22 protein-coding genes and 1 pseudogene are annotated in these 26556 nt (G+C 48.1%); 14 read left to right on the top strand and 9 right to left on the bottom strand.

Translation table 11 applies throughout. The features are described 5' to 3' along the window. Window positions 1–5 precede the first annotated feature (5 nt). The 8 genes from serC to BSHG_RS07980 all read right to left on the bottom strand — a co-directional run bounded on the left by serC (window position 6) and on the right by BSHG_RS07980 (window position 8855). Entirely contained in the window at window positions 6–1073 is a 1068-nt protein-coding gene (serC, locus tag BSHG_RS07945) for a 3-phosphoserine/phosphohydroxythreonine transaminase (RefSeq protein ID WP_005794503.1), read from the bottom strand. Window positions 1074–1586: 513 nt separating this feature from the next. Further along, complete coding sequence (locus tag BSHG_RS07950) at window positions 1587–2906, bottom strand: DEAD/DEAH box helicase (RefSeq protein WP_008659921.1); 1320 nt, start codon at window positions 2904–2906, stop codon at window positions 1587–1589. Between the two features lie 96 nt (window positions 2907–3002). Beyond that, complete coding sequence (gene nqrF / locus BSHG_RS07955; RefSeq protein ID WP_005787210.1) at window positions 3003–4274, bottom strand: NADH:ubiquinone reductase (Na(+)-transporting) subunit F; 1272 nt, start codon at window positions 4272–4274, stop codon at window positions 3003–3005. A gap of 22 nt (window positions 4275–4296) precedes the next feature. Continuing rightward, window positions 4297–4923, bottom strand: a complete 627-nt coding sequence (nqrE, locus tag BSHG_RS07960) for an NADH:ubiquinone reductase (Na(+)-transporting) subunit E (RefSeq protein ID WP_005787208.1) — start codon at window positions 4921–4923, stop codon at window positions 4297–4299. 28 nt (window positions 4924–4951) lie between these two features. Next, entirely contained in the window at window positions 4952–5584 is a 633-nt protein-coding gene (locus BSHG_RS07965) for an NADH:ubiquinone reductase (Na(+)-transporting) subunit D (RefSeq protein WP_005787205.1), read from the bottom strand. Between the two features lie 16 nt (window positions 5585–5600). Beyond that, complete coding sequence (locus tag BSHG_RS07970) at window positions 5601–6278, bottom strand: Na(+)-translocating NADH-quinone reductase subunit C (protein WP_005800146.1); 678 nt, start codon at window positions 6276–6278, stop codon at window positions 5601–5603. Between the two features lie 14 nt (window positions 6279–6292). Then, window positions 6293–7471 (bottom strand): NADH:ubiquinone reductase (Na(+)-transporting) subunit B, encoded by a 1179-nt coding sequence (locus BSHG_RS07975; protein WP_005787201.1) that lies wholly within the window; start codon window positions 7469–7471, stop codon window positions 6293–6295. 31 nt (window positions 7472–7502) lie between these two features. Next, a complete protein-coding gene (locus BSHG_RS07980; RefSeq protein WP_005787198.1) occupies window positions 7503–8855 on the bottom strand; it encodes a Na(+)-translocating NADH-quinone reductase subunit A in 1353 nt (450 codons plus the stop codon). Between the two features lie 309 nt (window positions 8856–9164). Between BSHG_RS07980 and BSHG_RS23665 the strand changes: the two genes are divergently transcribed. Further along, the gene (locus tag BSHG_RS23665) at window positions 9165–9287 is read left to right on the top strand and encodes a hypothetical protein (RefSeq protein ID WP_255344003.1); all 123 of its coding nucleotides are present in this window, start codon (window positions 9165–9167) and stop codon (window positions 9285–9287) included. Between the two features lie 163 nt (window positions 9288–9450). Here BSHG_RS23665 and BSHG_RS07985 read toward each other — a convergent pair whose 3' ends face one another. Continuing rightward, window positions 9451–10848 (bottom strand): C1 family peptidase, encoded by a 1398-nt coding sequence (locus BSHG_RS07985; RefSeq protein WP_008659919.1) that lies wholly within the window; start codon window positions 10846–10848, stop codon window positions 9451–9453. 163 nt (window positions 10849–11011) lie between these two features. Here BSHG_RS07985 and BSHG_RS07990 point away from each other — a divergent pair, with 163 nt between their 5' ends. The 13 genes and pseudogenes from BSHG_RS07990 (at window position 11012) to BSHG_RS08035 (ending at window position 26536) form a co-directional block, all read left to right on the top strand. Continuing rightward, window positions 11012–12265, top strand: coding sequence for a BamA/TamA family outer membrane protein (locus BSHG_RS07990; protein ID WP_008768498.1), 1254 nt, complete (start codon window positions 11012–11014; stop codon window positions 12263–12265). A 311-nt stretch (window positions 12266–12576) separates the two neighbouring features. Further along, window positions 12577–13326, top strand: a complete 750-nt coding sequence (locus BSHG_RS07995) for a TolC family protein (RefSeq protein WP_008659918.1) — start codon at window positions 12577–12579, stop codon at window positions 13324–13326. 12 nt (window positions 13327–13338) lie between these two features. Next, window positions 13339–15555, top strand: coding sequence for a GumC family protein (locus BSHG_RS08000; protein ID WP_008659917.1), 2217 nt, complete (start codon window positions 13339–13341; stop codon window positions 15553–15555). Next, window positions 15548–16885 (top strand): O-antigen ligase family protein, encoded by a 1338-nt coding sequence (locus BSHG_RS08005; protein WP_008659916.1) that lies wholly within the window; start codon window positions 15548–15550, stop codon window positions 16883–16885. Before BSHG_RS08000 ends, BSHG_RS08005 begins: the two co-directional genes overlap by 8 nt. 45 nt (window positions 16886–16930) lie before the next feature. Beyond that, the gene (locus tag BSHG_RS08010; protein WP_005800154.1) at window positions 16931–17821 is read left to right on the top strand and encodes a glycosyltransferase family 2 protein; all 891 of its coding nucleotides are present in this window, start codon (window positions 16931–16933) and stop codon (window positions 17819–17821) included. 214 nt (window positions 17822–18035) lie between these two features. Beyond that, a complete protein-coding gene (locus BSHG_RS08015) occupies window positions 18036–19256 on the top strand; it encodes a glycosyltransferase (protein WP_008659913.1) in 1221 nt (406 codons plus the stop codon). 342 nt (window positions 19257–19598) lie between these two features. Further along, window positions 19599–20033: a hypothetical protein gene (locus BSHG_RS23530; protein ID WP_032497409.1), complete on the top strand. Its 435-nt coding sequence runs from the start codon at window positions 19599–19601 to the stop codon at window positions 20031–20033. A 462-nt stretch (window positions 20034–20495) separates the two neighbouring features. Continuing rightward, window positions 20496–20657, top strand: coding sequence for a hypothetical protein (locus tag BSHG_RS23295; RefSeq protein ID WP_008659911.1), 162 nt, complete (start codon window positions 20496–20498; stop codon window positions 20655–20657). A 90-nt stretch (window positions 20658–20747) separates the two neighbouring features. Beyond that, window positions 20748–21698: a glycosyltransferase gene (locus BSHG_RS08025; protein WP_008659909.1), complete on the top strand. Its 951-nt coding sequence runs from the start codon at window positions 20748–20750 to the stop codon at window positions 21696–21698. Between the two features lie 211 nt (window positions 21699–21909). Further along, complete coding sequence (locus BSHG_RS08030; RefSeq protein ID WP_008659907.1) at window positions 21910–23364, top strand: lipopolysaccharide biosynthesis protein; 1455 nt, start codon at window positions 21910–21912, stop codon at window positions 23362–23364. Further along, a pseudogene (locus tag BSHG_RS23720) lies at window positions 23361–24464 on the top strand (hypothetical protein); the annotation flags it as partial. The gene BSHG_RS08030 and the pseudogene BSHG_RS23720, both read left to right, overlap by 4 nt. Beyond that, window positions 24444–25628 carry a glycosyltransferase family 4 protein gene (locus tag BSHG_RS23070; protein ID WP_050440918.1) on the top strand — a complete coding sequence of 395 codons (1185 nt, stop codon included), beginning with the start codon at window positions 24444–24446 and terminating at the stop codon, window positions 25626–25628. The pseudogene BSHG_RS23720 and the gene BSHG_RS23070, both read left to right, overlap by 21 nt. Continuing rightward, complete coding sequence (locus BSHG_RS08035; protein ID WP_008659903.1) at window positions 25625–26536, top strand: SP_1767 family glycosyltransferase; 912 nt, start codon at window positions 25625–25627, stop codon at window positions 26534–26536. The genes BSHG_RS23070 and BSHG_RS08035 overlap by 4 nt, the downstream gene beginning before the upstream one ends. The last annotated feature ends 20 nt before the right edge of the window (window positions 26537–26556 follow it).

The raw sequence follows: 26556 nt of genomic DNA, 5'->3' as shown, positions 1-26556 counted from the left end.
CATTATTAATGAAGTTTCTCAAATTCCTGCATGCAGTCAATCAATGCCTGTACGCTCTCTTTCGGCATTGCATTGTAGCAAGATGCACGGAAGCCACCCACCGAGCGGTGCCCTTTGATGCCGGACATTCCTTTATCCGTAGCGAACTTCAGGAAATCGGCTTCCAGATCCTTATATTCCGGTGCCATCACAAAGCAGATATTCATACGCGAACGGTCCTCCTTAGCAGCTGTCCCTACAAACATCTTGTTGCGATCTATCTCGGCATACAGCATGTCTGCCTTCTCGGTAGCCCGGCGATCCATCTCTTTGACGCCACCCTGAGCCTTGATCCAGCGCAAAGTCTGCATGGCGGAATAGATAGGCAATACGGGAGGTGTGTTAAACATGGAACCGCCGTCGATATGGGTCTTATAATTCAGCATGCTCGGGATGTAACGTGACACCTTGCCTACCGCATCGTCTTTTACTATGACGAATGTAACGCCGGAGGGAGCCAGATTCTTCTGAGCACCGCCGTAGATACAAATATACTTCGAAACGTCCACCGGACGGGAGAAGATATCAGAAGACATGTCGGCTACCATCGGAACCGGTGAATCAAGATCTCCCTTCAATTCCGTACCATAAATCGTATTGTTGGTGGTCACATGGAAATAATCAGCATCAGCAGGTATGGTAAAGTCTTTAGGGATAAACGTATAGTTCGCATCAGCCGAAGAAGCTACCTCAACCACTTCGCCAAAGCCTTTCGCCTCTTTCATCGCTTTTTTAGCCCAAACACCGGTGTTCAGGTAAGCTGCCTTCTTCTCAAGGAAGTTGTAAGGCACCATGCAGAACTGCATACTGGCACCACCGCCCAGGAAAAGTACCGAATACCCTTCGGGGATGTTAAGTATTTCCTTAAACAAAGCAACGGCTTCATCCATAACTGCCTGAAAATCCTTGCCACGATGGCTGACTTCCAACACAGAAAGACCTGAACCGTTGAAATCGAGAATGGCTTTCGCTGTTTCTTCTATTACTTCGCGAGGGAGAATGGAAGGGCCTGCACTGAAATTATGCTTTTTCATTTGATGAGTGTTTTTGGTTATACAATTTCGTTATTTTATGTCTACTGACATGGCGAATTTACGAATTTATTTCCTCTCAACAAACGTTTCCCTGTAAAATTACAATCTTAGAGGGCATTTATCTTACTTTTTAATGGTTTATGCAGGATTTATGCACCATTTTGTTATCTATACATGCCAAGATGGTAGAAAAAGTTCAAACTGATATTATTACACGATATTCTATTCTGAAATGAAAGAGAGAATGACTAAAAAGTGAATATTTATAAGAAAGAAGGACTAAAGCCGGGAAGAGCCGGAAACCGGAAAGCTGTTTCACCACAGATTTCACAGATTAACACAGATTGATGATTGATCTTATCAGCAATAAAGTTGAAAGTGCCGTGCCAATCGGTGTAATCTGTGGTGAATCCGTTCCATGTCAATCTGTGCAACCCATGGTGAATTCGTCATGTGTCAATCGGTATAATCTGTGGTGTCAGTGCCCTGCCGCCTCTATCCGATAAATCCGGTTTAATCCGCCTCCTCGATCACCGTTTTCATCCCTTTGATCTTCTCGCCACGGATCAGCGTCAGCAATTGCTTCATCTTGGGGCGCCGCACGGCAACAAAGGCATAATGATCTTTCACGTCGATTGCTCCGACATCCTCACGTGCCAGATTTCCTTTTTTATAAAGGAAACCGGCTATGTCGATCTTGCTCAATTTGTCCTTCTTCCCTTTACCTATATAAATAGTCACCCACTGAGGTTTAGCCGGACGGGGTGCATTCTCCGGCAAGTCGAAGATCTCAAGCTCCGAAGGTATATAATCCGGCACATGTTCCTCCGGATTCAGTATCAGATAAGAAGTACCCGTCGCATCCCAACGGGCAGTACGGCCATTGCGGTGGGTAAAGGCTTCTTCGTTCACCGGCAAATGATAATGGATGATATGTTCCACCTCCGGGATATCAAGTCCGCGGGCAGCCAGGTCCGTAGACACCAGCACCGGACAGCTGCCATTACGGAACTTATACAGTGCCCGTTCCCGATCCGGTTGCTCCATACCTCCATGAAAGCGTTCATTGGAAACTCCTTTTTCCGTTAGTAAGGCACTCACACGGTCCACCGCATCCCTGTGGTTACAGAAAACAATACTCGAACTGCTTCCCAACGTACAAAGCAGCTTATACAGGGTCTCTATCTTATCTTTAGCAGGCGAAACCACCTTCATCAACCGCAAACGTGATTCCTCCACATCGTTTGTCAGGAAATCAAGCTTTATTGTACGGTTCAGTCCTGTAAATTGCGGAATCTCTTCCGCATCTGTTGCCGAAGTCAGAAAACGCCGTTTCAAGTCGGGCAACTGTCCGATAACCGTTGCCATCTCTTCCTGAAAACCAAACTCCAGGCATTTATCAAATTCATCGATCACCAACAGACTCACTGTGCTTGCATCGAAGTTCTGCTTGGAGAGATGGTCGTTCATACGGCCGGGCGTACCGATGATAACCGCCGGCTGCATTCCTTTCATCGTACGGTGCTCTTCCATCGCCGGACGTCCGCCATAGCAACTCATCGCCTTGAATTCCGTCCCCATCGCCTTGAACACCTGCTCTATCTGCAATGCCAACTCACGTGATGGCACCAGCACCACGGCCTGTACTCCTTTCACGTCGGCCTTCAAACTGCCGACCAGCGGCAACAGAAAGGCCAGGGTCTTGCCCGAACCTGTGGGCGAAAGTAATATCAAATCTTCGCCACCTTTATTAAATGCCTCAACAGACGCTTCCTGCATCGGATTGAGTTGTTCTATTTTCAACCTTTCGAGTATATCCTTCAAACCATTCATTGTTTTTTCCACATTTTTGAATAATGACACAAAGATAAAAAGAAACTGCTTCCGGACAACCCGAAAGCAGTTTCTTTTATGATGATCTCCGAAGGGTTATCCACCGAAGTTATCGAACATCAAGTTCTTAGACGGAACACCGAGATCGTCGAGCATCTTCTCGACAGCTTTACTCATCGGGCCGGGACCACACATGTAGTATTCGATGTCTTCCGGAGCTTCATGGTTCTTCAGATAAGTTTCGTAAATCACGTTGTGTACGAAACCTGCCGTATACTTCACACCGGCTGCGTCTGCAGCAGGGTCCGGACGGTCGAGTGCCAGGTGGAACTTGAAGTTCGGGAAGTCTTTCTCAATCTGCAGGAAGTCTTCCAGATAGAACACCTCGTTCAGTGCACGGGCACCGTAGAAGTAGTTCATCGTACGGTCAGTGATATGCAGCGTCTTGGTCAAGTGCATAATCTGGGCACGCAACGGAGCCATACCTGCACCACCACCGATCCACATCATTTCGTTCTTCGAATCCAGAATCGGGTGGAAGTCACCGTAAGGTCCACTCATGGTCACCTTGTCACCTGGCTTCAGCGTAAAGATGTAAGAAGAAGCGATACCCGGCATCACATCCATAAAGCCCGGTCCCTGATCTTTCGGTTTGAAAGGAGGAGTAGCGATACGTACAGTCAGCATGATGCGGTCACCCTCAGCCGGATAGTTGGCCATAGAATAAGCACGGATGGTCGGTTCGTCGTTGCGGCACTTCAGGCCGAGCAGACCGAATTTCTCCCATGCCGGAAGATATTCGTCACCGATCAGGCTCTTGTCGATGTCCTTATCATAATCCATCGAGAAGGTAGGAATCTTGATCTGGGCATACGAACCCGGCACAAAGTCCATGTGTTCGCCCGGAGGCAGAGCCACGATAAACTCTTTGATAAACGTAGCCACGTTCTTGTTCGAGATCACCTCGCACTCCCACTCTTTCACACCCAGGATAGACTCGTCGATCTTGATAGACATATCCTGTTTCACCTTCACCTGGCATCCGAGGCGCCAGTGATCGGCCTGTTCTTTACGAGAGAAGAAACCGGTTTCGGTAGGCAAAATCTCGCCACCACCTTCGAGCACCTGGCAACGGCACTGTCCGCATGAACCCTTACCACCACAAGCCGATGAAAGGAACACATTGTTGGCAGACAACGTACCCAGCAGAGTACCACCCTGAGATGTTTTCAGTTGTTGCTCTCCATTCATCGTAATCGTAACCTCGCCCGAAGGAGAAAGATAGCTCTTCGCAACGAGCAGTATAATGACAAGCAGGATGATCACCACAAGGAAGACTCCGATACTTGCTAATATTAAAGACGTCATTGTTTTATTCTTTTTACTTTAGTTATAATTTCAATCCAGAGAAACACATAAAGGCCATAGCCATCAGTCCTACTGTGATAAACGTAATGCCCAGACCTTTCAGCGGAGCGGGAACATCAGAGTAAGCCATCTTTTCGCGGATAGCGGCCAGACCGACGATAGCCAGCAACCAGCCAATACCGGAACCGAGTGCGTATACTACAGCACTGCCCACGCCGGTAATAGCCTGCGGGTTCGACGGATCCATCGTGATTCTCTGCTGCATGAACAGTGAAGCACCCATGATGGCACAGTTAACGGCGATCAGCGGAAGGAAGATACCCAGTGAAGCGTAGAGCGAAGGGCTGAAGCGTTCCACCACCATTTCTACCAACTGCACGATACCGGCAATAACGGCAATAAAGAGAATAAAACTCAGGAAGCTGAGGTCAACACCTTCAATGATCGCATTGGCAGCCAGCACCTTAGTTTGAAGCAAGTAGTTGACCGGCAACGTAACCACCAATACGAAAGTTACGGCGATACCCAGTCCTACAGCAGTTTTCACATTCTTCGACACAGCCAGATATGAACACATACCCAGGAAGAAGGCGAATATCATGTTGTCCACAAAGATGGAGCGGACAAATAAACTTAATAATTGTTCCATAATTTTTCTTTTACTTTCTTAGGTTGTATTACTTTTCCTGGAGTTCTTTGCAGCGGCTGCGCTGATACCAGATGATACATGCACAGATGATCAGTGCCATCGGCGGCATCAACATCAAACCATTGTTGATGTAACCCATCTTATAGAATGATTCAGGGATAATACGGAAGTTGAGCAATGTGCCCGATCCGAGCAACTCGCGGAAGAAAGCCACGATGATCAGGATCTTGGCATATCCCAGACCATTACCTACACCGTCGAGGAATGACTCCCACGGACCGTTTGCCATGGCAAACGCTTCGAGGCGTCCCATCAGGATACAGTTTGTAATGATCAGACCTACGTATACCGAAAGCTGTACGCTTACATCGTATGCAAACGCTTTCAGCACCTCACTTACTATAGTTACCAATGCGGCTACTACCACCAACTGTACGATGATACGGATACGGTTAGGAATCGTCTTACGCAGCAAAGAGATAACGACGTTTGAGAAAGCCGTAATCACAGTTACCGAAAGACCCATCACGATAGCCGGTTCCAGTTTGGCCGTTACAGCCAGTGCCGAACAGATACCGAGCACCTGCACGGTTACCGGGTTATTCAATCCCAGCGGAGTAGCGAATACTTCTTTATTCTTTTTAGAAAATAATTGGCTCATATTCTATCGTTCCTCCTTAATTATTAGTTAAAAATTTATCGTACTGGCTCAGACATGCTTTGATCATGGCGTCCACACCTTTCGAAGTGATTGTACCACCCGAAATACCGTCAACCTGATAAGCAGGGTCTGTCACCTTACCGTTTTTCTCTACAGCCAGTGCAACCTGTCCGTCTTTCAATACCTTCTTGCCAGAGAATTCATTCTGGAAAGCAGTTGTCGCAATCTCAGCACCCAAGCCCGGAGTTTCGCTGGCATGCGAGAAATAAACACCGTAAACAGTGTCTTTATCGGCATTCAAAGCCACATATCCCCAGATAGCGCCCCAAAGACCGGCACCGTAAACCGGTACCACGTATTTGGTTTCTCCGTCTACCTCACATACGAAAACGTGCAAACGATTGTTTTCCTTCGCTTCTTTTTCGTAGCTGATAGAGAAACCATCCGTATTTTCTGTCAGAGTGCCATCCACATTCATCAGCATGTCACCCTTTACATATTTATTATATTCAGCATCGGCATCTTTCACATCTCTGATGTTCAGTGCAGACAAAATTTGCTTCTTGGTGTCCAACTCCTGGTTTTTATTCTGAATGTCTTTCAGAGAAGAGCTGACAAATGCAAGCAGGAATGCCACGATAACAACCATTACCGAAGCATAAATGATAGTATAAGAGTTACTATTTGTATTCATCTTTCTTGTTCGGTTTAATTGTTAGACTTAATGGCGCGTTTTTCACGCAGTTTGATGTTGCTCTGAACCACACAATAGTCGATCAGCGGAGCGAAGATGTTCATCAGCAGGATAGCGAGCATCATACCTTCGGGATAACCCGGGTTCAACACGCGGATGATGATGGCCATCGCACCGATCAGGAATCCGAAGATGTACTTACCGGTTTCCGTACGTGCGGATGTCACAGGGTCGGTAGCCATAAACACAGCACCGAAGCAGAAACCACCCAGCACCAGGTGTTCGTACCAAGGCATGTGAGCCATGGCAGTGTCGGGACCTACAGTATTGAAGATCCATCCCATGAATGCACCGCCAACGAATACCGAAAGCATTGTTCTCCAGCTTGCGATACCTGTCCACAGCAGAATAACGGCACCAATCAGAATAGCAATCACACTGGTTTCACCGATAGAGCCCGGAATCAGACCGGTCACCATATCCCACGAGAAAGCCGGGAAGCCATTGGGATCGGTAGCAGTAGACGCCACACCCAGCGAAGTGGCCGCTGTCAGTCCGTCTACCGTGTTACCCAATCCGAAGATGCTGTCTTGTGCCACCCAAACGGCGTCACCCGACATCTTGGTAGGATAAGCGAAGAACAGGAATGCACGGGTCACAAGGGCAACGTTGAACACGTTCATACCTGTACCTCCGAACACTTCTTTCGCAAAAATAACAGCGAATGCAGTGGCTATGGCCAGAATCCACAACGGACAGTCTACCGGTACAATCATCGGGATCAGGATACCCGAAACGAGGAATCCTTCCTGAATCTCTTCCTTCTTCCATTGTGCCACCACGAACTCAATGCCCAGACCCACTACATAAGATACGATAATCTTAGGCAGAATGGCCAGGAAACCGTAAATGAACATTTCGATGAAGCCACCCTGAGCTCCAGTGTGAGTGAAATGCTGGTAACCTACGTTGTACATACCGAACAGCAAAGCCGGTATCAACGAAATAACCACAATCGACATGATACGTTTGCTATCAATCGAGTCGTGGATGTGCGCTCCCGATTTCGAAGTGGTGTTGGGCACGAACAGGAAAGTTTCGAAGCCATCGAACACCGAACGAAACGCGTGGAGTTTGCCGCCCTCTTCAAAGTTCGGCTTTATCTTATCGAGATAATTTCTTAACGCTTTCATTAATTATGAATTATAAATTATGTGTTATGAATTACATCATTTCAGCACGAAGCATATCGAGTCCGGCACGAACGATGCGTTGCAATTCCAGTTTCGAAGAGTCGACAAATTCGCACAAAGCAAAGTCTTCGGGCGCCACTTCGTAGATACCCAGAGCTTCCATGCGGTCGATGTCCCCGGCAATGATTGCTTTGATCAGGAATTCAGGCAGAATGTCCATCGGGAATACTTTGTCGTATTCGCCGGACATAATCATGTGGCGTTCGCCTCCCTTGATACGGGCATCGAGCACATACTCCTTCTTATTCCCCATCAACCAGCTGAAATACGAGCGGTTGACGCTGAACTGATTGAAACGGGGCATGATCCATCCCAGCATTTCGTGGATGTCGTCACCTTCGGGAATCACTGTGAGCTGGCTGTCGAAAGCACCCAGAAATCCGTTCGGCTTCACTTGTTTGCCTGTCAGCACATTGCCGCTGATATAACGCAACTCTTTGTCCTTCGTCACGTTTCCGGCAAACACATGAGTCAGCAGTGCGCCGACTTTCAGTTTGCAATAAGCAGGTTTCACCACTTCAGATCCTGTAACGGCTACGGTACGAGTCAGGTCCACCCGTCCGGTATTGAACAAACGTCCGATGAAGATTACGGCTTCCGCGCCGATAGTCCACACCGTCTCACCTTTCACTACGGGAGCTACGTGATTGATTTGTACCCCTACATTTCCGGCAGGGTTCGGTCCGTCAAATACGGTTACTGTGACATTTTTAGCCTGTGTCAGGGCTGTCGATTTTTGTTTGATGCTGATACCCAGATACGTTTTGGCTATTTTAGCCAGGGCATCCAGTCCTGTCTGGAAATTAGCTTCTTCCCCTTTCAGAACGTATTCGAAATCGGGTGCCAGCGGGTTGCTGTCGAAAGCAGAGATGAAGATAGCCCGCGGAGCGACTGTCGGATCGGCAATCACGTCATACGGACGCTGTTTCATAAATGCAAACATACCAGCTTCCAAGAGTGCAGCTTTCACAGCCTCGCCATCGAGTTTGGATACGTCCTTCTTGCCGAATTCTTCGTAATCCTGCTCTGCGGCAGCCTCCACCACGATGTTCAGCACCTTACGGCGTGCACCGCGCTCCACGCTTGTTACAACGCCGCTAACGGGCGAAACAAATTTCACTTCAGGATGATTCTTGTCGATAAACAAGGGTCCCCCGGCCATCACATATTCCTGCTCTTTCACCACCACCTTCGGAGTCACTCCTGGGAAATCATCGGGTACGAGTGCGTAGAATCCCGGTTCTTTCACCGTTGAGAGCTCTTCAGCAGCTTTTCCTTTCAGGTTGATGTCAAGGCCTTTACGTAACTTTATTACATTTGCCATGTGATTATATAAAATAATGGTTTCATAATTTGCCCGCAAAAGTAATAAATAATAATGTGAATAAAGAGGAAAAATGAAAGGAATTACGGAAATTTCTCCGTAATTCACCCTTTGAACAAACATCAATAGATAAAAAAGGCTAAAAAAACGAGGAAGGGTTTTGAACGATCGACGATGAACGGTTGTTGAACGATGGACCGTTAACGGTGATTAACTGTGAACTATTAACGGTGGTTAATTCTAAACGATCAGTGTTTGTGAACGAGGAACGATCAACAGGGACCGCTTTTAAACGAGGAACGGTTAACAATGGATAACGAAGGGATGCAGAGAGATGTAGCAGAAGAAGATGACGGAAGGAAGCAATCTCCGGCAGCACTGAGGGATAATTTTAAGAAAAAAGGGTGTAGCCATACGGGGCTGAAGGTGTAGCCTTAACACAAAAAGGGTGTAGCCCTCCTTCCCGTATGGCTACACCCTTTCATTTCTATGTTACCGATTACCGGCCCATCCATCGACGGTCAATCCGTATTTATTTCCGACCGTTGACCGTTCGCCGTTCAACAACCGTTCATCGCCGATCGTTCAAAAGCGTTCACTGTTCCGGTGCAAACATCGGGTCCCAAGCAGGCAAACGGATTGGTTTCTGCTTCAGGATTTCCAACACCTTGGGAGTTGCGAATTTCTTCTCCACTACCAGGCGGAACATGTATTCATCAAACCATTCATCCGTCATAATCAGATGTCCCTGATAGCCGTTGGTTGCCCCCCAACTGTTTTCGACCATCCATTTCACCGGTTTATTATCTTTGACATCTACCGCCATCAGAGTCATGGCATGGCTCGATCCACTGGCAAACGTCTGCACGCGTTGTTTTTTGTCCATCCCGAAGGTAGTTCCCATCAGCGATGCATAATCATAATTGTTCACGTCGAGCAATCCTCGCTCCGAGTTCAGGAATTTGCCCACATCGCACGAGAAATACATCATTGTGCTGTCCTTCAGTGATGCGATGGCCATCTCCTTGATTTCGTCAGCAGGCAGATTGACGTAGGTCCAGTTACGTCCGTCGTAGCGGTGGCGGTCAAAATCAATTTCGTAACATTTATAATATTCGCGACTCGGATCATTCATCAGCATCACGTAGTTATCCAGCAGGTTCTTGTCACCATATTTTTCCAGGAAAGACATCGGTGTATATTGTGCAGTCTCCACCGGATTTCCCTTCTCGTCCTTGCGTGTCCAGGTAAACTCGGTGGGAGGAACGCCCAGGTTGAGCACCAGCATACGGTATACGGTGCCCAGCATCTCCGTCTTGTCCTTCTCGAGCTCAGGCTGTTTGGCCCCCTTTGCGGCGCGGTCGCGCAGTTGCAGACCATACTCACGCAGTTTTTCGGCAATCAGCCCTGCCATGCGCGATGTATTCTCACTACTGTTCGTCTCGGGCATCACCTCTTTGGGTACCAGGCCATATTTAGAGACAATGTCGGCCACCCCGGTAAACGTGCCGCCATCACTCAGCGGATTGCGGAAGAGCCATTCCACCATTTTGTCATCCATCGGCTTTTCGCGGGTATCGATAACGCCCTGCAGGAAAAGATTGGCCTTCTCCAGCTGATCCCAGAAGAAGTTGTAGTTCTGCGAAAATTCAAAAGACCCCAGTCCATACCGGGCTATTGCTTTGGCACGCATCACGTTCAGCCCGGTGAACAGCCAGCAACGGCCCGACGACTTCTGATCTGTAATTCCTTTTGAGTCAACTTTGATGGAAAAGTGAGTATCCATCCCCTTCAGGTTGTCCTGATTCAGCGCCAGCTTGCGGATGTCATTGTTACCGATTGCATTGCGGATGGCTTTGTCGGTTGTCGTGCCTTGGTAGCTTTGTTTGATTTGGTTCAGCATTTCCGGACTGATACCTCCCTTGTCTTGCTGCGCGCATACGGTTAGGAATGCGGCACTTAGAGCAAAAACAGATAATATTCGTTTATTCATGTGGTAAAGTAATTTGGTTAATAAAGGAGTCTTCTCCTTTTTCTTTTGCAAAAATAGTATCCTTTTCCGGAACTTTTGTCACAGTATTTAGATTTATTATCTATTTGGATGAAAACTTATCCAAATAAAATAGTTTCCTTTGCACCAATATTCATACAAAGCAATGAAAAGATATATAATAGGTATATTGATGGCGATCATGCCTGCCGCATTCGTTACGGCCCAAGACAAAGGCATTTCAACAGTAAAAGACGGACAGACAGCCGTCGGCAACACATTCAACACGGACACAGCCAAGCAAGACAGCACCCCTGCCCTTTCGAAACGTGAACTGCGGCGTCAGCGGGTAGCCCGGCGCAACCTTCATTACAATATTCTCGGAGGGCCCAGCTACACCCCCGACTTCGGCCTGCTGATTGGCGGAAGTGCTTTGATGACTTTTCGTATGAACCCGAGCGACACCACCCAGCAACGCTCCGTGGTACCTGTAGCCATCGCACTGATGTTCAACGGCGGACTCAATTTGTTCTCCAAGCCGCAACTATTCTTTAAAGGCGACCGCTTCCGCATCTTCGGACAGTTCAGTTACAAAAATACACAAGAAAACTTTTACGGCATCGGTTACAGCACCAATAAAGATTATGTGCGCAGCGACACCACCAGCCAGTACCGATACAGTGGATTACAGATCAACCCCTGGTTCCTGTTCCGCCTGGGTGAAAGCAATTTCTTTGCCGGCCCGCAGGTCGACCTTAACTATGATCACATGTACGATCCGGCCAAATACCTTGTCGACCAGCCCTCTTACAAAGCTGCCGGCGGCACGGACAAAGGCTATAAGAACTTCAGTTCCGGTGTCGGCTTCCTGCTGACTTACGACACACGCGACGTGCCCGCCAATGCCTATCGGGGCATGTACCTCGACTTCCGTGGCATGATGTACCAGAAGTTCCTGGGAAGCGACAATAATTTCTACCGCCTGGAGATAGACTACCGCCAATACAAGACTCTGCGCAAACGTGGCGTGCTTGCCTGGACGGCACAAACGAAAAACGTGTTTGGCGACGTCCCTCTCAACAAATACGCTCTCAGCGGTACTCCGTTCGATCTCCGAGGTTACTACATGGGCCAATATCGTGATAAGTCGTCACATGTCGTCATGGCGGAATATCGTCAGATGATCAATACGGACAAAGGCAATTGGGTGAAGCGCATGCTCAACCATGTGGGCTATGTGGCTTGGGCGGGATGCGGATTCATGGGCCCTAACCCGGGAAAAATAGAAGGTGTCCTACCTAACATGGGTGTGGGTCTCCGCATTGAAGTGCAGCCCCGCATGAACGTCCGCCTCGACCTGGGACGCAACATGGTGAACAAGCAAAATCTGTTCTACTTCAACATGACAGAAGCATTCTGAGAACCTGTTTTATATTCTTCCTGAATAAATTCTCAATATAGGTTTGACCTGTTTTTGAGTTTCTTTTCAGTCTGTCTCCCCGTTTTTATGCGTCACATAGCCTGCTATGCTCCCACAAAGACGGGGAAATATCCTTGAAAACAAATCTTCCCTCCCGACAGAACTTAAACAGGCACTAAATAAAATATTACTGCATTCGATGCTTTATTTCTAAAAAAAGGGGTATATTTAGGGCATTAGTTGCAAATTTATCTTATATTTGCACGGATTTCACAAGCAAACAGACAATATATACAAATAAGTACATCGATATGAAAAGAGTTTTATTCATACTATGTAGTATACCCCTACTTCTATTTTCACCGGTTTCTTTCGCAAATGCCCAGGAAACCAGTGATTTCTCAAAACTAAACCCGGAAGATTACACCAACATTTCACTTCCTCCCCTCGATCTGTTATTCGAAAACGCCAAAGGAGGACCGATCTATGAACTTGCCAGTGTAAAAGAGCAGATCGAACGCAAACTGCTGGCAAAAGAAAGACGGTCGTTTCTACAGTTTTTCAGTGTACGGGGCAGCTACCAGTGGGGTCGTTTCGGAGTAGACAATACCTTTACGGACGTAGCGACTCCGATTATGTACAATTACAGCACTTCCAAACAGAAAATGTATACTGTAGGCGGGGCCATAAACATTCCGTTTAATGAATTATTTGATTTAGTCCCACGTGTAAGGCGCCAGAAATTAACTGTCAAAACAGCTGTTCTGGAACGGGAAGTTAAATTTGAAGAGATGAAGCGGGAAATCATAGAATTATATGCCACGGCAACCTCTCAGCTCAATGTGCTAAAATTGCGTGCAGAAGCCTTGGAATTGGCTAATATGCAATACGATATTGCAGAGAAGAACTTTGTTAACAATACGATCAATACAGGAGACCTTTCTGTGGAAAAAGAAAGGCAGTCCACCGCATTAGAAGCATTTGAGAAAAGCCGATTTGAAGTAACCAAAAGCCTGATGATTCTCGAGGTAGTCACCCGTACCCCCATTTTAAAAAAATAAAAGCTTTGCCCTATGGATTATGTACTCTATTTACTTCGCGCTCTATATCGAGTAAAATGGTGGATTCTATTGGGAACCGCCCTAATTACCGCAATCGTTTATTTCCGTACAGGAAATCTCAGAGGTGGTTATAATGTGGAGGCAACCTTATACACCGGTGTAGTGTCCGGCTATGGAGTTGAAGAAAGTACCAAAGTAGATTGGGCGCTGGCTCAGAACTCAATGGACAACCTTATTAACATCATCCAGGCCGAAAGCACCTTGAAGCGGGTATCTCTGCGCCTCTTCTCACGGATACTGGTAAAAGGGAGTCCGGACAAAGACAATGAAGGCATCACTGCTGCCAGCTATAATTACACCTATAACCATATGAAAAACAGTCCGGACGGGAAAGCTCTCATAGCCTTAATAGATCGGACCAGTGAAGACAAGACTATGGAGAACTTTCAAAAGTACGAACGTCAGGATAAGAACAACTATATATATGGGCTGTTTTACTTCCAGCATGTTTACTATAGCTATCAAGCCCTGAAGAACATCAAAGTAGAAAGGAAAGGAAGCAGTGACTTGCTGAAGGTAAGCTATCAATCTGGTGATCCGGGCATTGCTTATAACACAATTGAGATATTGATGAAAGAATTTGTCAACGAATACCAAGCTCTGCGATATGAGGGGACGGACAAGGTCATCGAATATTTCAAAGCTGAATTGAAGCGTATTGGAGGCGACCTGACCAAATATGAAGATGACTTGACACAGTATAATGTAGAGAATCGGATTATCAACTATTATGATGAAACCAAAGAAATAGCAGCTATCAATAAAGAGTTCGAACTACGCGAACAAAACGTGTTATTTGAATACAACAGCTCTAGGGCAATGCTCGAAGAATTGGAGAGGCAAATGGACGCTAATTCCAAACGGATAATCCACAATGTGGAACTGGTAGACAAGTTAAAGCAGGCCACCAACCTGACCGGTAAAATCATCGAGATGGAGACGATCTCAACAGCCGGAGATAGTACGGGAATGAAGCTCACAGAATACAAAAATCGCCTGATTCAGAGTCGGCGGGACCTCTCAACCATTGCCAATCAATACGTTGCCGGGCAGCAGACCAAAGAAGGCGTTGCCAAAGCCACCATCGTGGAGCAATGGCTTGACCAACTATTGCTCTTTGAAAAAGCCAAAGCAGAACTCAAGATCGTGCAGAGAAGCCGCAGCGACCTGAACGCCAAATACACCCATTTCGCTCCGGTGGGGACTACTATCAAGCGAAAAGAGCGTACGATAAGCTTCACTGAACAAAATTACCTGACAAACCTTAAAAGTTACAACGACGCATTGCTCCGGAAAAAGAACCTGGAAATGACCGCAGCCATTCTGAAGGTGCTTAATCCGCCCGCATATCCCATCAATGAAGAGGTGGCCAGTCGCAAGAAGATCGTAATGATGGCAGCAGCCGGCAGTTTTATCTTTTTGGTAGCCCTCTTCCTGCTTATCGAAGCCATCGACCGCACCCTGCGCGACTCCACCCGTACGCGCAAACAGACTGGCAGCATCGTATTGGGAGCTTATCCCGCCCCATTGAAACTGAGCCCTATCAGCAAACAGTGTGAAGAGATTGCCACGCGTTATATGAGTAGCGCCATCCTCCGGTTCTTCACCGAGCGGAAGGAAGGCATGCCTTTCATCCTCAACCTTCTCAGTACGGAGCAAGGTAGCGGCAAGACCTATCTGGCGGAACAATTACAGGGATATTGGGAAAGTATCGGGCTGAAAGTGCGCCGTCTCACGGATGGAACGGATTTCAATTCCAACTCATCCGCCTTTACCCTGGCTAAAAATTTGACAGACCTTTATACTCCCGGAACCGAAGATATCTTAATTGTGGAATATCCGAGCTTGGAGAAAGCCAACATCCCCACTCCGCTGTTGCAAGATGCCCAGCTCAACTTGTTAGTAGCATCAGCTGTCCATGGCTGGAAAGCGACAGACAAGGTCTTGTTACAGAAACTCAAGTCCCAGTTGGGCACATCTCCGTACCTATACCTGAACCGGGCACCCAAATACGAAGTGGAGACCTATACCGGCATGCTTCCCCCATATACATTTGTACATAAACAGATGTATCGTTTATCTCAACTTGCTTTGACGGAAAGCCTGTTTAACTGGAAAAAGAACAGTAGAAAGAAGCCGCAAGATATTGACGATGACGATGATGAATGATGAACTACAAAAGAAACGAGATCCGGATCAATCTGAGATAGCATTTTATCTCTTGTTTTCAGTCCAGTTGGTACTTATTGCCATCGGTATATTCGTTCCCATCCGAATGGGGGTAACTACATTGCCATTAGTTATAGCACTGAGTATGATCACGCTAATGCGATGCACCGGACAAGAAACCGATTGGAAACGGGGACAGAATGTCATGTTCGGACTATTCATGGTATGGGGTGCATATTGCCTTTTCGAGATAGGCAACCCCAACCATATTCAGGCAGCTTGGAACATCGCTATTACACATTATTGGGTTTATCCGTTGGTCTTTGCCTTCGTCGTCCCTTTGGCCATCCGCAATTATAAAGGGATAGAATGGCTACTGCTTATCTGGTCTGTCTTCATACTTATTGCTGCCTTCAAGGGATATTGGCAAAAAAGTCATGGTTTCAATGCCAAAGAGCTATATTTTCTATACACATTAGGAGGCTACCGTACACATCTTATCTGGTCGGGAATCAGATATTTCTCCTGTTTCCCCGATGCTGCAAACTTCGGGGTTCACTCTGCAATGGCTGTCACCACTTTCGGCATAGCCACGTTCTACGTACGAAAGAGATGGATGAAAGTTTATTTCGCCATCATTGCCATTTGTGCCATCTACGGCATGGGTATCTCCGGCACCCGGGCAGCAATGGCTGTACCATTTGGCGGAATCGCACTCTTCATCCTTGTGTCCAAAAGCTGGAAAAGCTTTGCTCTTAGTACCCTGGCATTTATTGCAGTGTTTTCTTTCTTCAACTTCACTACTATCGGAGATGGCAACCAATACATTCGTAAAATGCGTTCGGCCTTCCGGCCTTCCGAAGATGCCTCTTATCAGGTGCGGGTGGAAAACCGTAAAAAGATGAAGGGTCTTATGGACGAGAAGCCTATCGGATATGGTATCGGACTCTCCAAGGGAGCACAATACGGTCCTAAAGAGGTAATGCCCTATCCACCTGACTCGTGGCTGGTAGCCGTATGGGTGGAAACGGGCATCGTGGGACTAATGCTTTATTTACTTATCCACGGAGTGCTTTTCGCTTGGTGTTCGTGGTTGCTGATGTTCAGGATTATGAACCAACGTTTGAGAGGATTGCTGGCCGCATGGCTTTGCATGAATGCCGGATTCTTTGTCGCGGCTTATGCCAACGACGTCATGCAATACCCCAACTCCATCATTGTCTATACGGGCTTTGCTCTCTGCATAGCGGGACCTTACATCGATCCGGTGATGCAGAAAGAAGACGAAGAACTGGAAAGGGAGAGAAAAGAGAAGAAAAAAAGAGATTGATTATTAACGAAATAAAAAAGAATAAAGGGTTCATCACAGACATCCATGAAACAAATACCTCCTTTAATATCTTTTATCACCATCTGTTACAATGGGCTGGACGACACTTGCGTGTTGATAGAATCGCTACGCGACACAATCAGTTCCGTCAGTTATGAAATCATTGTGGTGGACAACGCGTCCCGCCAGGATGAAGCCTCCCTGATACAGGAACGGTATCCCTTTGTACGGACTCTCCGCAGCGAGAAAAATCTCGGATTCTCGGGAGGAAACAATCTCGGAATACAGATAGCACAAGGAAAATACCTGTTCCTGATCAATAACGACACCTACCTGACCGAAGACGGACTGCCCGCCCTGATAGAACGGTTGGAGAGCGATCCCCGCATCGGGGCTGTATCACCTAAAATCCGTTTTGCCTTTCCGCCGCAAAACATTCAATTTGCCGGATATACCAAGCTCAGCCGGTATACGATGCGCAATAAAGCATTGGGCATGGGATGTCCGGACGACGGGACTTTCGACACTCCACGCCCCAGTGCCTACCTTCATGGAGCTGCGCTGATGCTGAAACGGGAGGTCATCTGGAAAGCCGGACTGATGCCGGAGATCTATTTTCTCTATTACGAGGAGCTGGACTGGTGTACCAGCATGACGCGTGCCGGCTATCAGCTGTGGTACGAGCCGCGCTGCACCATCTTCCACAAAGAGAGCCAAAGTACCGGGCGGCAAAGCCCTCTCCGCACCTTTTATATGATGCGAAACCGAATGCTTTACGCCTGGCGCAACCTCCCGGGAATGGAACGTTGCTTGGCTATCGCTTACCAAATGCTGATCGTAGCTCCCAAAGACAGCCTGTGCTTCGTCCTGAAAGGAGAGCCCAAGCTGGCAAAAGCCGTCTGGCACGGAGTGAAGGGTTTCTGGAAGCTGTGTTGAGTGACAGTCCATCACAGATTACACAAATTAACACAGAGAGGAATCATTTTCTTGGGGGATATCCATAAACGAGAAAGTGAAATCCTGTGGAATTCTCTGAGATTCTATAGGATTCTGTAAGACTCTGCCGAAATGATCCTCTGTGTAATCTGTGGTGAACCACAGTTGAACCGATTTACACAAATATATCGACCCATAACCTACATTAAGACTTATGATACTCATACTAACCTTGATCGACTGGATCCTGTTCGTTCCGCTGGCACTTTGCGTAGCCTATCTGTTGGTGTACGCTATTGCGTCCAAATTCTATCGTGCGCCCCACTATCCGGAAGCGGACAAATTACACCGCATCGCCGTCTTCTTCCCGGCCTACCGGGAAGACAAAGTCATCATTGACTCCGTACGCTCTTTCCTCGAGCAGGACTACCCCGAAGAAATGTACGATGTATACGTCATCTCCGACCACATGCAGGACTCCACCAACAAAGCCCTAAGCCGACTCCCTATCCGCCTGCTGGTGGCTACCTACGAAGACAGTTCCAAGGCCAAAGCCCTCCTACTGGCCATCAGCACCATCGAGGAAGACGGAAAGGCGAAAGGACTGGGCAACCGCCAATTAGCCTTTATGTATGACATTGCCGTGGTGATGGATGCCGACAACGTGACCGTACCCGGATTCCTTTCCGAGGTGAACCGTGCCTACTCCGCCGGAGTACAGGCGATGCAGGCTCACCGCACAGGCAAAAACCTGAATACGGACATTGCCTTGCTCGACGGAGTGAGCGAGGAGATCAACAATGGATTTTTCAGGAGCGGACACAACGCCCTCGGATTGTCTGCCGGACTGGCAGGCTCGGGCATGGCTTTTGATTACTTCTGGTATTACGATGCCGTGCAAAGCCTGGAAACCGCAGGAGAGGACAAAGAGCTGGAACTTACGCTGCTTGAGTGCGGAATGCACACCGTCTATCTGGAACACCTACCTGTCTACGACGAGAAAACGCAAAAAAAAGAGAACATCAAGAATCAGCGCCGGCGCTGGATGGCGGCGCAATTCGGCATCTTGTGCGAGGGACTGTCCTTCATAAAAAGCGTCAAGCAGATGGAAGGATGGTGGCGGTGGTGGCCCTCTTTAGATCTGGTCGATAAAATCATCCAATGGATGCTCCCTCCGCGCCTGGTGCAACTGGTAGCCGTTTTCGGATTCACTCTGCTTGCCACACTGGTCTACCGTCCGGCAGCGTCTAAATGGTGGATATTGTCGGCAGCACAGGTTGCCGCCATGTTTATTCCTGTTCCAGCCCGCCTGCTCAACGGTAGGCTACTAAAAGCACTAACGCAGGTGCCTTCGCTGGCATTGGGGACCATAGCCAGCCTGTTCCACCTCAAAGGGGCCAACAAGAAATTTATACATACCGAACACGGTGAGTGATACGGTTTCACCACTGATTACAGAGATTTTCACAAATCAATAATTTCATTCATCGGGAATCAGATCAAAACATCTGTGACAATCCGTGATCGAATCTCACTGGACCTGTGGCTTCCTCTGTTCATCGTTGACTGTTCACCATTTAAGAAACATTCTTTTCCGAAGCACCGGACTCTTCCCTCCAAAGTACTGGGTTCCACCATTCGGGCAGCAGCACTTACAGCCTCTATCTCCCCGTGCATTCATTACATACCCCGTGGCACTAGGACGCGACGATGTCTCAGGTAGGATGCATCCCCATTATCTTCATCCAGAAACGGTTGGCTTGTATTTCGTCCACCAATGTCTCCCAACCCGCATACGGACGTAACGGAAGTAGCCCTTTCTCCTCCCGGAGGAGGGGGCGGCAGGAACAGCGAAGGCAGCGATGGGAGCATTGGCTATACCGGAAACTTCGGCCATACCAATGATAGCAGCAACAACAGCGGCAGGAACGTCCGCCGGTTTCCGTTTCTTTTCTATTGTTTCTGTTTTATCTTGTCCTTTCTTGTCTTGTATTGTATTATAGGTTTTTCCGAGTTTTTCTTCCTATCCCACAGAGAGTTACAGGCACTTCCGCACAGGGAGTTCCGTCCCCTGTTCCGGACGAGGGACGGACCGCTGTCCACACCGCTTGCATGCCCCTGCGAGCCCCCGAAGTTGAGCAGTACGTTACTGAAGAGCTCTACCGTGCCCCTGCTGCACTGTGCCAAGTGTTCCAGTGAGCTGCGCGTATAGCATGCCACATAGCCGGGCTGATGGCGCAGGTACATCAAGAACACCATATAGGTTTCTACCCCCTGGCCCCACAAGTGTCTATCAGATCTTATACCTGCTGTGAGATGAGAAAACTTTTCTCCAGAATAAAAAAATGATCTTTTTCCATAAAGTAATCTGTTTTATCTTAATTATTTTTCGTCAACTATCAGTTTGTGCCACAAAGGTGAAGTTTTATTTCTTCACAACTGTGTCCCGTCAGGACACAATTATTCAAAACATATACATAATATTTAATAGGAAGCATAACAGTAACGCCCAAACAATCATAGCACAGATGAAAAAGAAAATTACAAAAACACTTTTGATAGAACCCGAAGATGAAAAAATCGAAATGGTCAATAATGTGATACACCAATCCATTGAGGAGCTATTGGTACCCTACGAAAAAAGGCGAACTTATCTACCACGGAAGCCACCGAAATGATGGAAATAGACCGCAGCCTGCTGAGCAAGCCGGAACACGGCAAATACGTGTCAATCGACAAACTAGCGGAAATCATAACCTATAACATCTCCTTTATAAGGGGCAACTCGAAAGGAAGAATCAGTCAGCAAGAAATACTCAATGAAATCACCACGTAAACTTCATCTTTTTTCTAAGAGCGAGAACCGCTTCCTTCCATTTTTTTGTGTACCTTTGCTAACCAGAACTGACCCCTACAAACAAACGCCATGGAACAACCCAACAAGCACCCCAAAGTGAGTGTCATCATCCCCATATACAACACTTGCCATTACGTGCAGGAAGCCCTCGAAAGTATTTGCCGGCAAACATTGACCGAACTAGAGATAATCGCCATAGACGACGGTTCGACCGACAGCAGCCGGAAAGTGGTGGAACAGGTGGCAGCAACAGATATGCGAATCAGGGTATACAGTCAGGCCAACCAGGGGCAAAGCATCACCCGGAACAACGGGATGCAATATGTCCAGGGGAAGTACGTCTACTTTATGGACAGTGACGACCGGCTGGAAGCCGATACACTGGAGACCTGCTACTCCGCATGCGAAGCCGGACAGCTGGACTTTGTATGTTTCGATGCAGATATCTTAAACAAAGACCACCCCTGTGCCCGGCATTTCAATTACGACCGGAGCGCCTGTGCCCGACCGAAGCAAGTATACAAAGGAGTGGAACTACTGCAACGACAACTTTCCGCCCGTGTATTCAGCCCCTCGCCGTGCCTGAACCTGATCAGCACGAGCTATCTGAAAACCTCCGGACTGACCTTTTATCCCCGGATCATCCACGAAGACCAACTCTTCACGTCGCAACTGTATTTAAAGGCGGAAAAGGTAGGATACATTCCCCAGAAATTCTTTTTGCGACGCTTCAGAACCGACTCCACCATGACCCGGCAGTTCACCTGGAGAAACATGGAAGGCTATCTCACCGTGACCGACGAACTGCTGAAAGCGGCTCCCTCTTATCCGGAAAACGTCCGCAGGCTGATACGTCAGTTCTTATGTCAGATGCTCGACGCAGCCGTATGGCAAGCCCACACACTGCCCCTACGCCAACGCATCGGGCTTTTCCTACTCTGCCTGAGGCACTACAGGCCCTACGTCAGGATGCGTACCCTGATGGTACTGATGCTGAAAAAAAAGGAGGAGGGGAGATGAAAAGCGGCAGAGTTCGCTACGGACTTATACAGATCAATGTGGGGTTCACCACGGATCACGCGGATTTATAGCAACAAACACAGAACCTGCTAATATATAAGGATCGTGAGAGAAACGGCTTGCCTATGTGAATCCGTATAACCTGTGGTATCCCCCGGGCCCGCCCGGTCAAGGAAAAAAATAAAAAAATCAAGTTCAAAACCCGAAAGTAATGACTTCACTCAAACATCAACTCTTTTCCGGAGTATTCTATACCGCCCTTGCCAAGTATAGCGGCATAGGGGTATCACTCGTCGTAGCGGGTGTGCTGGCACGTCTGATTTCACCGGACGACTTCGGCGTGATGGCCGTAGCCACGGTAATCATCGCCTTTTTCAACTTGTTTACTGACGTGGGACTGTCTCCCGCCATCATCCAGCACAAGACACTGACCGGAGAAAATCTGTCTGGCCTCTTCTCCTTCACCGTCTGGACAGGCATTGGGCTGGCGCTGCTCTTTGCCGCTGCCTCGTGGCCCATAGCCGCCTATTACGACCGGGAGATTCTGCGCCCCCTGTGCCAGCTGCTGGCTGTCAACCTATTTTTTGCTTCCGCCACCATCGTTCCCAATGCGCTGTTCTACCGCAATAAAGAGTTTAAGTTCATCGCCCTGCGGAGTTTCGTCATACAGATAGCCACCGGAACGGCTGCCGTCGTGGCAGCCCTGTGCGGAGCCGGACTCTATGCGCTGATCATCGGCCCCATCCTGTCGGGCATCCTGATCTTCGCGGTCTCCATACGCCGCTATCCGCAACGCCTGAAGTTTACACTAGGACTGGACGTGCTTCGCCGTATCTTTTCCTACTCCGCCTACCAGTTCCTGTTCAACATCATCAACTACTTCAGCCGGAATCTGGACAAACTGCTAATAGGCAAATACATGGGCATGTCTCCCTTGGGCTACTACGAAAAGTCGTACCGCCTGATGATGCTGCCGTTACAGAACATTACGCAGGTGATCACCCCGGTGATGCACCCCATCTTCAGTGACTATCAGGATGACCTCGAGCGACTGGCTTCCGGCTACGAACGCATCGTCCGCTTCCTCGCCTTCATCGGGCTACCGTTGAGCGTGCTGCTCTACTTCACGGCTGGCGAAGTGACACTGATCATCTTCGGCGACCAATGGACGCCCTCCATCCCGGTATTCCGAATACTCACCCTGTCGGTAGGCGTGCAGATTATCCTCTCCTCTTCCGGCTCCATCTTTCAGGCGGCGGGCGACACGAAGAACTTATTTATGTGCGGACTGTTCTCGTCCATACTCAACGTCACTGGCATCCTACTGGGCATTTTTTGGTTCGGCACGCTCGAAGCTGTAGCCACATGCATCACGCTCACGTTTACCGTCAACTTCGCTCAGTGCTACTGGATGATGTACCGGATGACGCTGCACCGCAGCTTGCGCCATTTCGCCATCCAACTGATCTCGCCCCTGATGGTCAGCATCCTGTTGATAGCCGTACTCTATCCGCTCAGCCTAATGACAGAAGGAGGCAACATTTTTCTGACCCTGATTGTAAAAAGCATTATATTTTTCTGTATATTTGGGTGCTATATACAGTTGACCGGTGAATACGACATCACTGGCAAGGCAAAAAGCATCATAAACAAAAACAAACGATGAAAGCACTGTTTCTTATATTCCACGGATTTGAAGAAGCGAACGGCATCAGCAAGAAAATCCGCTATCAGGTAAAAGCGCTGAAAGAGTGCGGAATGGACGTGCACACGTGCTATCTGAACGAGGAAAATGGACACAAATGCCGGATGATAGACAATCACACGCTGCGGGACTACGGCAGCGGAATAAAAGGAAAACTCCGGAAAAGATTTGAGTTACAAAGCATCGTAAAATACATTCTGCAGGAAAATATCCGGTTGGTCTACATGCGTTCGTACCACAACGCCAACCCGTTCACCATCAGCATGGTGAAGCAGCTGAAACGACAGGGAGTGAAGGTGGTCATGGAAATTCCCACCTATCCGTACGACCAGGAATACATCACCCGCAGAATGAAACTGGATCTGCTTGTTGACCGATGCTTCCGCAGAAAACTGGCGGCACAGCTTGACGGTATCGTCACCTTCTCTGATGCGGAAACAATATTCGGAGGACATACGATACGCATCTCAAACGGAATAGACTTCGATGCCATACCGCAAAAGATAACCCGGAATGACACTTCCCGAGAACTGCACCTGATAGGTGTGGCAGAGGTACACTACTGGCACGGCTTCGACCGGATTATAAAGGGAATGGCAGACTACTACGCCACCCACCCCTCCTATAAGGTCTACTTCCACATCGTGGGTGCACTAACCGGCGAACGCGAGCGCAGAGAGATACTGCCTGTCATTGCACAGTATAAACTGGAACCTTTCGTCATACTACACGGACAGCAGCACGGAGAGCAACTCGACAAGATATTCGAACAGTCCGATTTCGGCATCGGAAGCCTGGCAAGGCACCGGAGCGGAATCACAACCATCAAGACACTCAAGAACCGGGAATATGCGGCCCGGGGACTACCTTTCATCTACTCCGAAACGGATACCGACTTTGACGACAAACCCTACGTACTGAAAGCACCGGCAAACGAAACTCCAGTGCGGATACAGGCGATAGTAGACTTCTACCAAACACAAACATGGGATCCTGCCGGAATCAGACAGTCTATCAGCCACCTGTCATGGCATGCACAGATGCAGAAAGTAATCGGAAAGTATCAAGTAGCCTCTGAAAAAAAGCTGAAAATAGCCTATTGCATTCCGTCAATCCACTGTCCGGGAGGTATGGAAAGAGTGATTAGCCTAAAGGTAAATTATTTCACTAAGAAATTCGGATACGACATACACCTTATCCTGACCGATGGCAAGGACAAGGCCCCCTACTATCCGCTGCATCCCAGCATCACGCTACATCAGTTGGACATCAATTACGATGAAATGGACGGTATGCCCGTTTTAAGGCACATCACGGGATACGTAAAGAAACAAAAACTATTCAAGAAAAGACTGGACGCATGCCTTAACGAGCTTAAACCCGACATTACCATCTCCACTCTACGAAGAGATATCAATATCATCAACAACATGACGGACGGCAGCATCAAACTCGGAGAGATCCATTTCAATAAGTCTAACTACAGAGAACTCAGCGACAAGCCCTTACCCGCATTTTTGAAAAAGTGGATACGAAGCTACTGGATGAAGCAATTGATAAGAAAACTGAGAAAGCTCAAAAGATTCATTGTATTAAGTTACGAAGACGCTGCCGAATGGACGGAACTGAATAATGTGACGGTAATCCACAATCCGCTTCCCTTCTTCCCGGACCGACAATCAGACGGAAGTCGGAAACAAGTGATCGCCGCCGGACGGTATGTACCCCAAAAGGGATTCGACATGCTGATAAAAGCTTGGAAAATAGTTTCGGAACAACACCCGGACTGGACACTGCGCATTTACGGCGACGGATTCAGAGAAGAACTTCAAAAACTGATAGATGGCTTGGGCATATCCCGGTCGTGCATCCTGGAGCACACCGTCAGTAATATAGTAGATAAATATTGTGAAAGCTCGATCTTCGCCCTCTCGTCCAGATATGAAGGTTTCGGCATGGTGCTCGTCGAAGCAATGGTATGCGGAGTTCCGCCAGTATCATTCGCATGCCCCTGTGGCCCGCGCGACATCATTGATGACGGCAACGACGGGCTGCTGGTACCCAAAGAAAACATCAACAAGCTAGCCGAGAAAATAGGATACCTGATCAGCCATGAGAATATCCGCAAAGAGATGGGACAACGGGCCCGCATCCATGTGGAACGGTTTAAAATAGACCATATCGCCTCACAATGGAAAGAACTTTTTAACAGCCTGATATCATGAACGGACTACAGATCATAAAAACACTTGCACTCAAAATACGCTATGCATCTATTGTAGAGTGGTACAACTTCTGGTCAATAGTATTGCAACACCATCAAAACATCGTTCCCACCGTAGCCTCCATTGACGAGACCATCCGACATATCACGGAGGGAAACCGTTCCATCAGCAGATTCGGAGACGGAGAGATGCTACTGACAAGCCCCTCCAAATCCATCGGCTTCCAGGAAGGCTCTCCGCTGCTTGCAAAGCGCCTGCGAGAAGTGCTGGTCAGCCACGAAGAAGGACATCTGGTGGCTATCCCCGATGTATTCAGCGGACTGAACCGTTACAGGCGCAAATGCCGTCGGTTTCAGCGAACTCACTTCTTCATTTACGGCAAATGGTGGGACCAGCTACTGATCCCCGGACGAAAATACGAAAACGCATTTCTCTCACGCCCTTATATGGACTATACATCCAAGGAACATTGCGCACGTTGGTTTCGGGAACTCAAGACCATTTGGGAAGGACGCGACATCGTGTTCATCGAAGGCGCAATGAGCCGACTTGGAGTAGGAAACGACCTTTTTGATAATGCCGGAAGTATCCGACGCATCCTCTGCCCGCCCCGGAACGCTTTCGAACGCTATGACCGCATCCTGAACGAGGCACTGAAAGTAGAAAAGGAAGTACTATTCCTGATAGCATTGGGGCCTACGGCCACGGTATTGGCATACGACCTCCACAAGGCTGGATACCAGGCGGTAGATATCGGACACATAGATGTGGAGTACGAATGGTGGCGGATGAAAGCACGGAGAAAGGTGAAACTGGAAAAGAAATACGTGAACGAAGCATTCGGAAACAAGCGGGTAACCGACGCAGGTGAAGGGTATCGGAAAGAGATTATCGCCCAAATAAGTTAATACAACAAAACAAACAACAA

It is taken from the genome of Bacteroides sp. 3_2_5 (genome assembly GCF_000159855.2).
Taxonomy (GTDB): Bacteria; Bacteroidota; Bacteroidia; order Bacteroidales; family Bacteroidaceae; genus Bacteroides; species Bacteroides fragilis.
The sequence above is the reverse complement of the archived record's forward strand: the minus strand, read 5'-3'. Positions and strand labels throughout refer to the sequence as shown.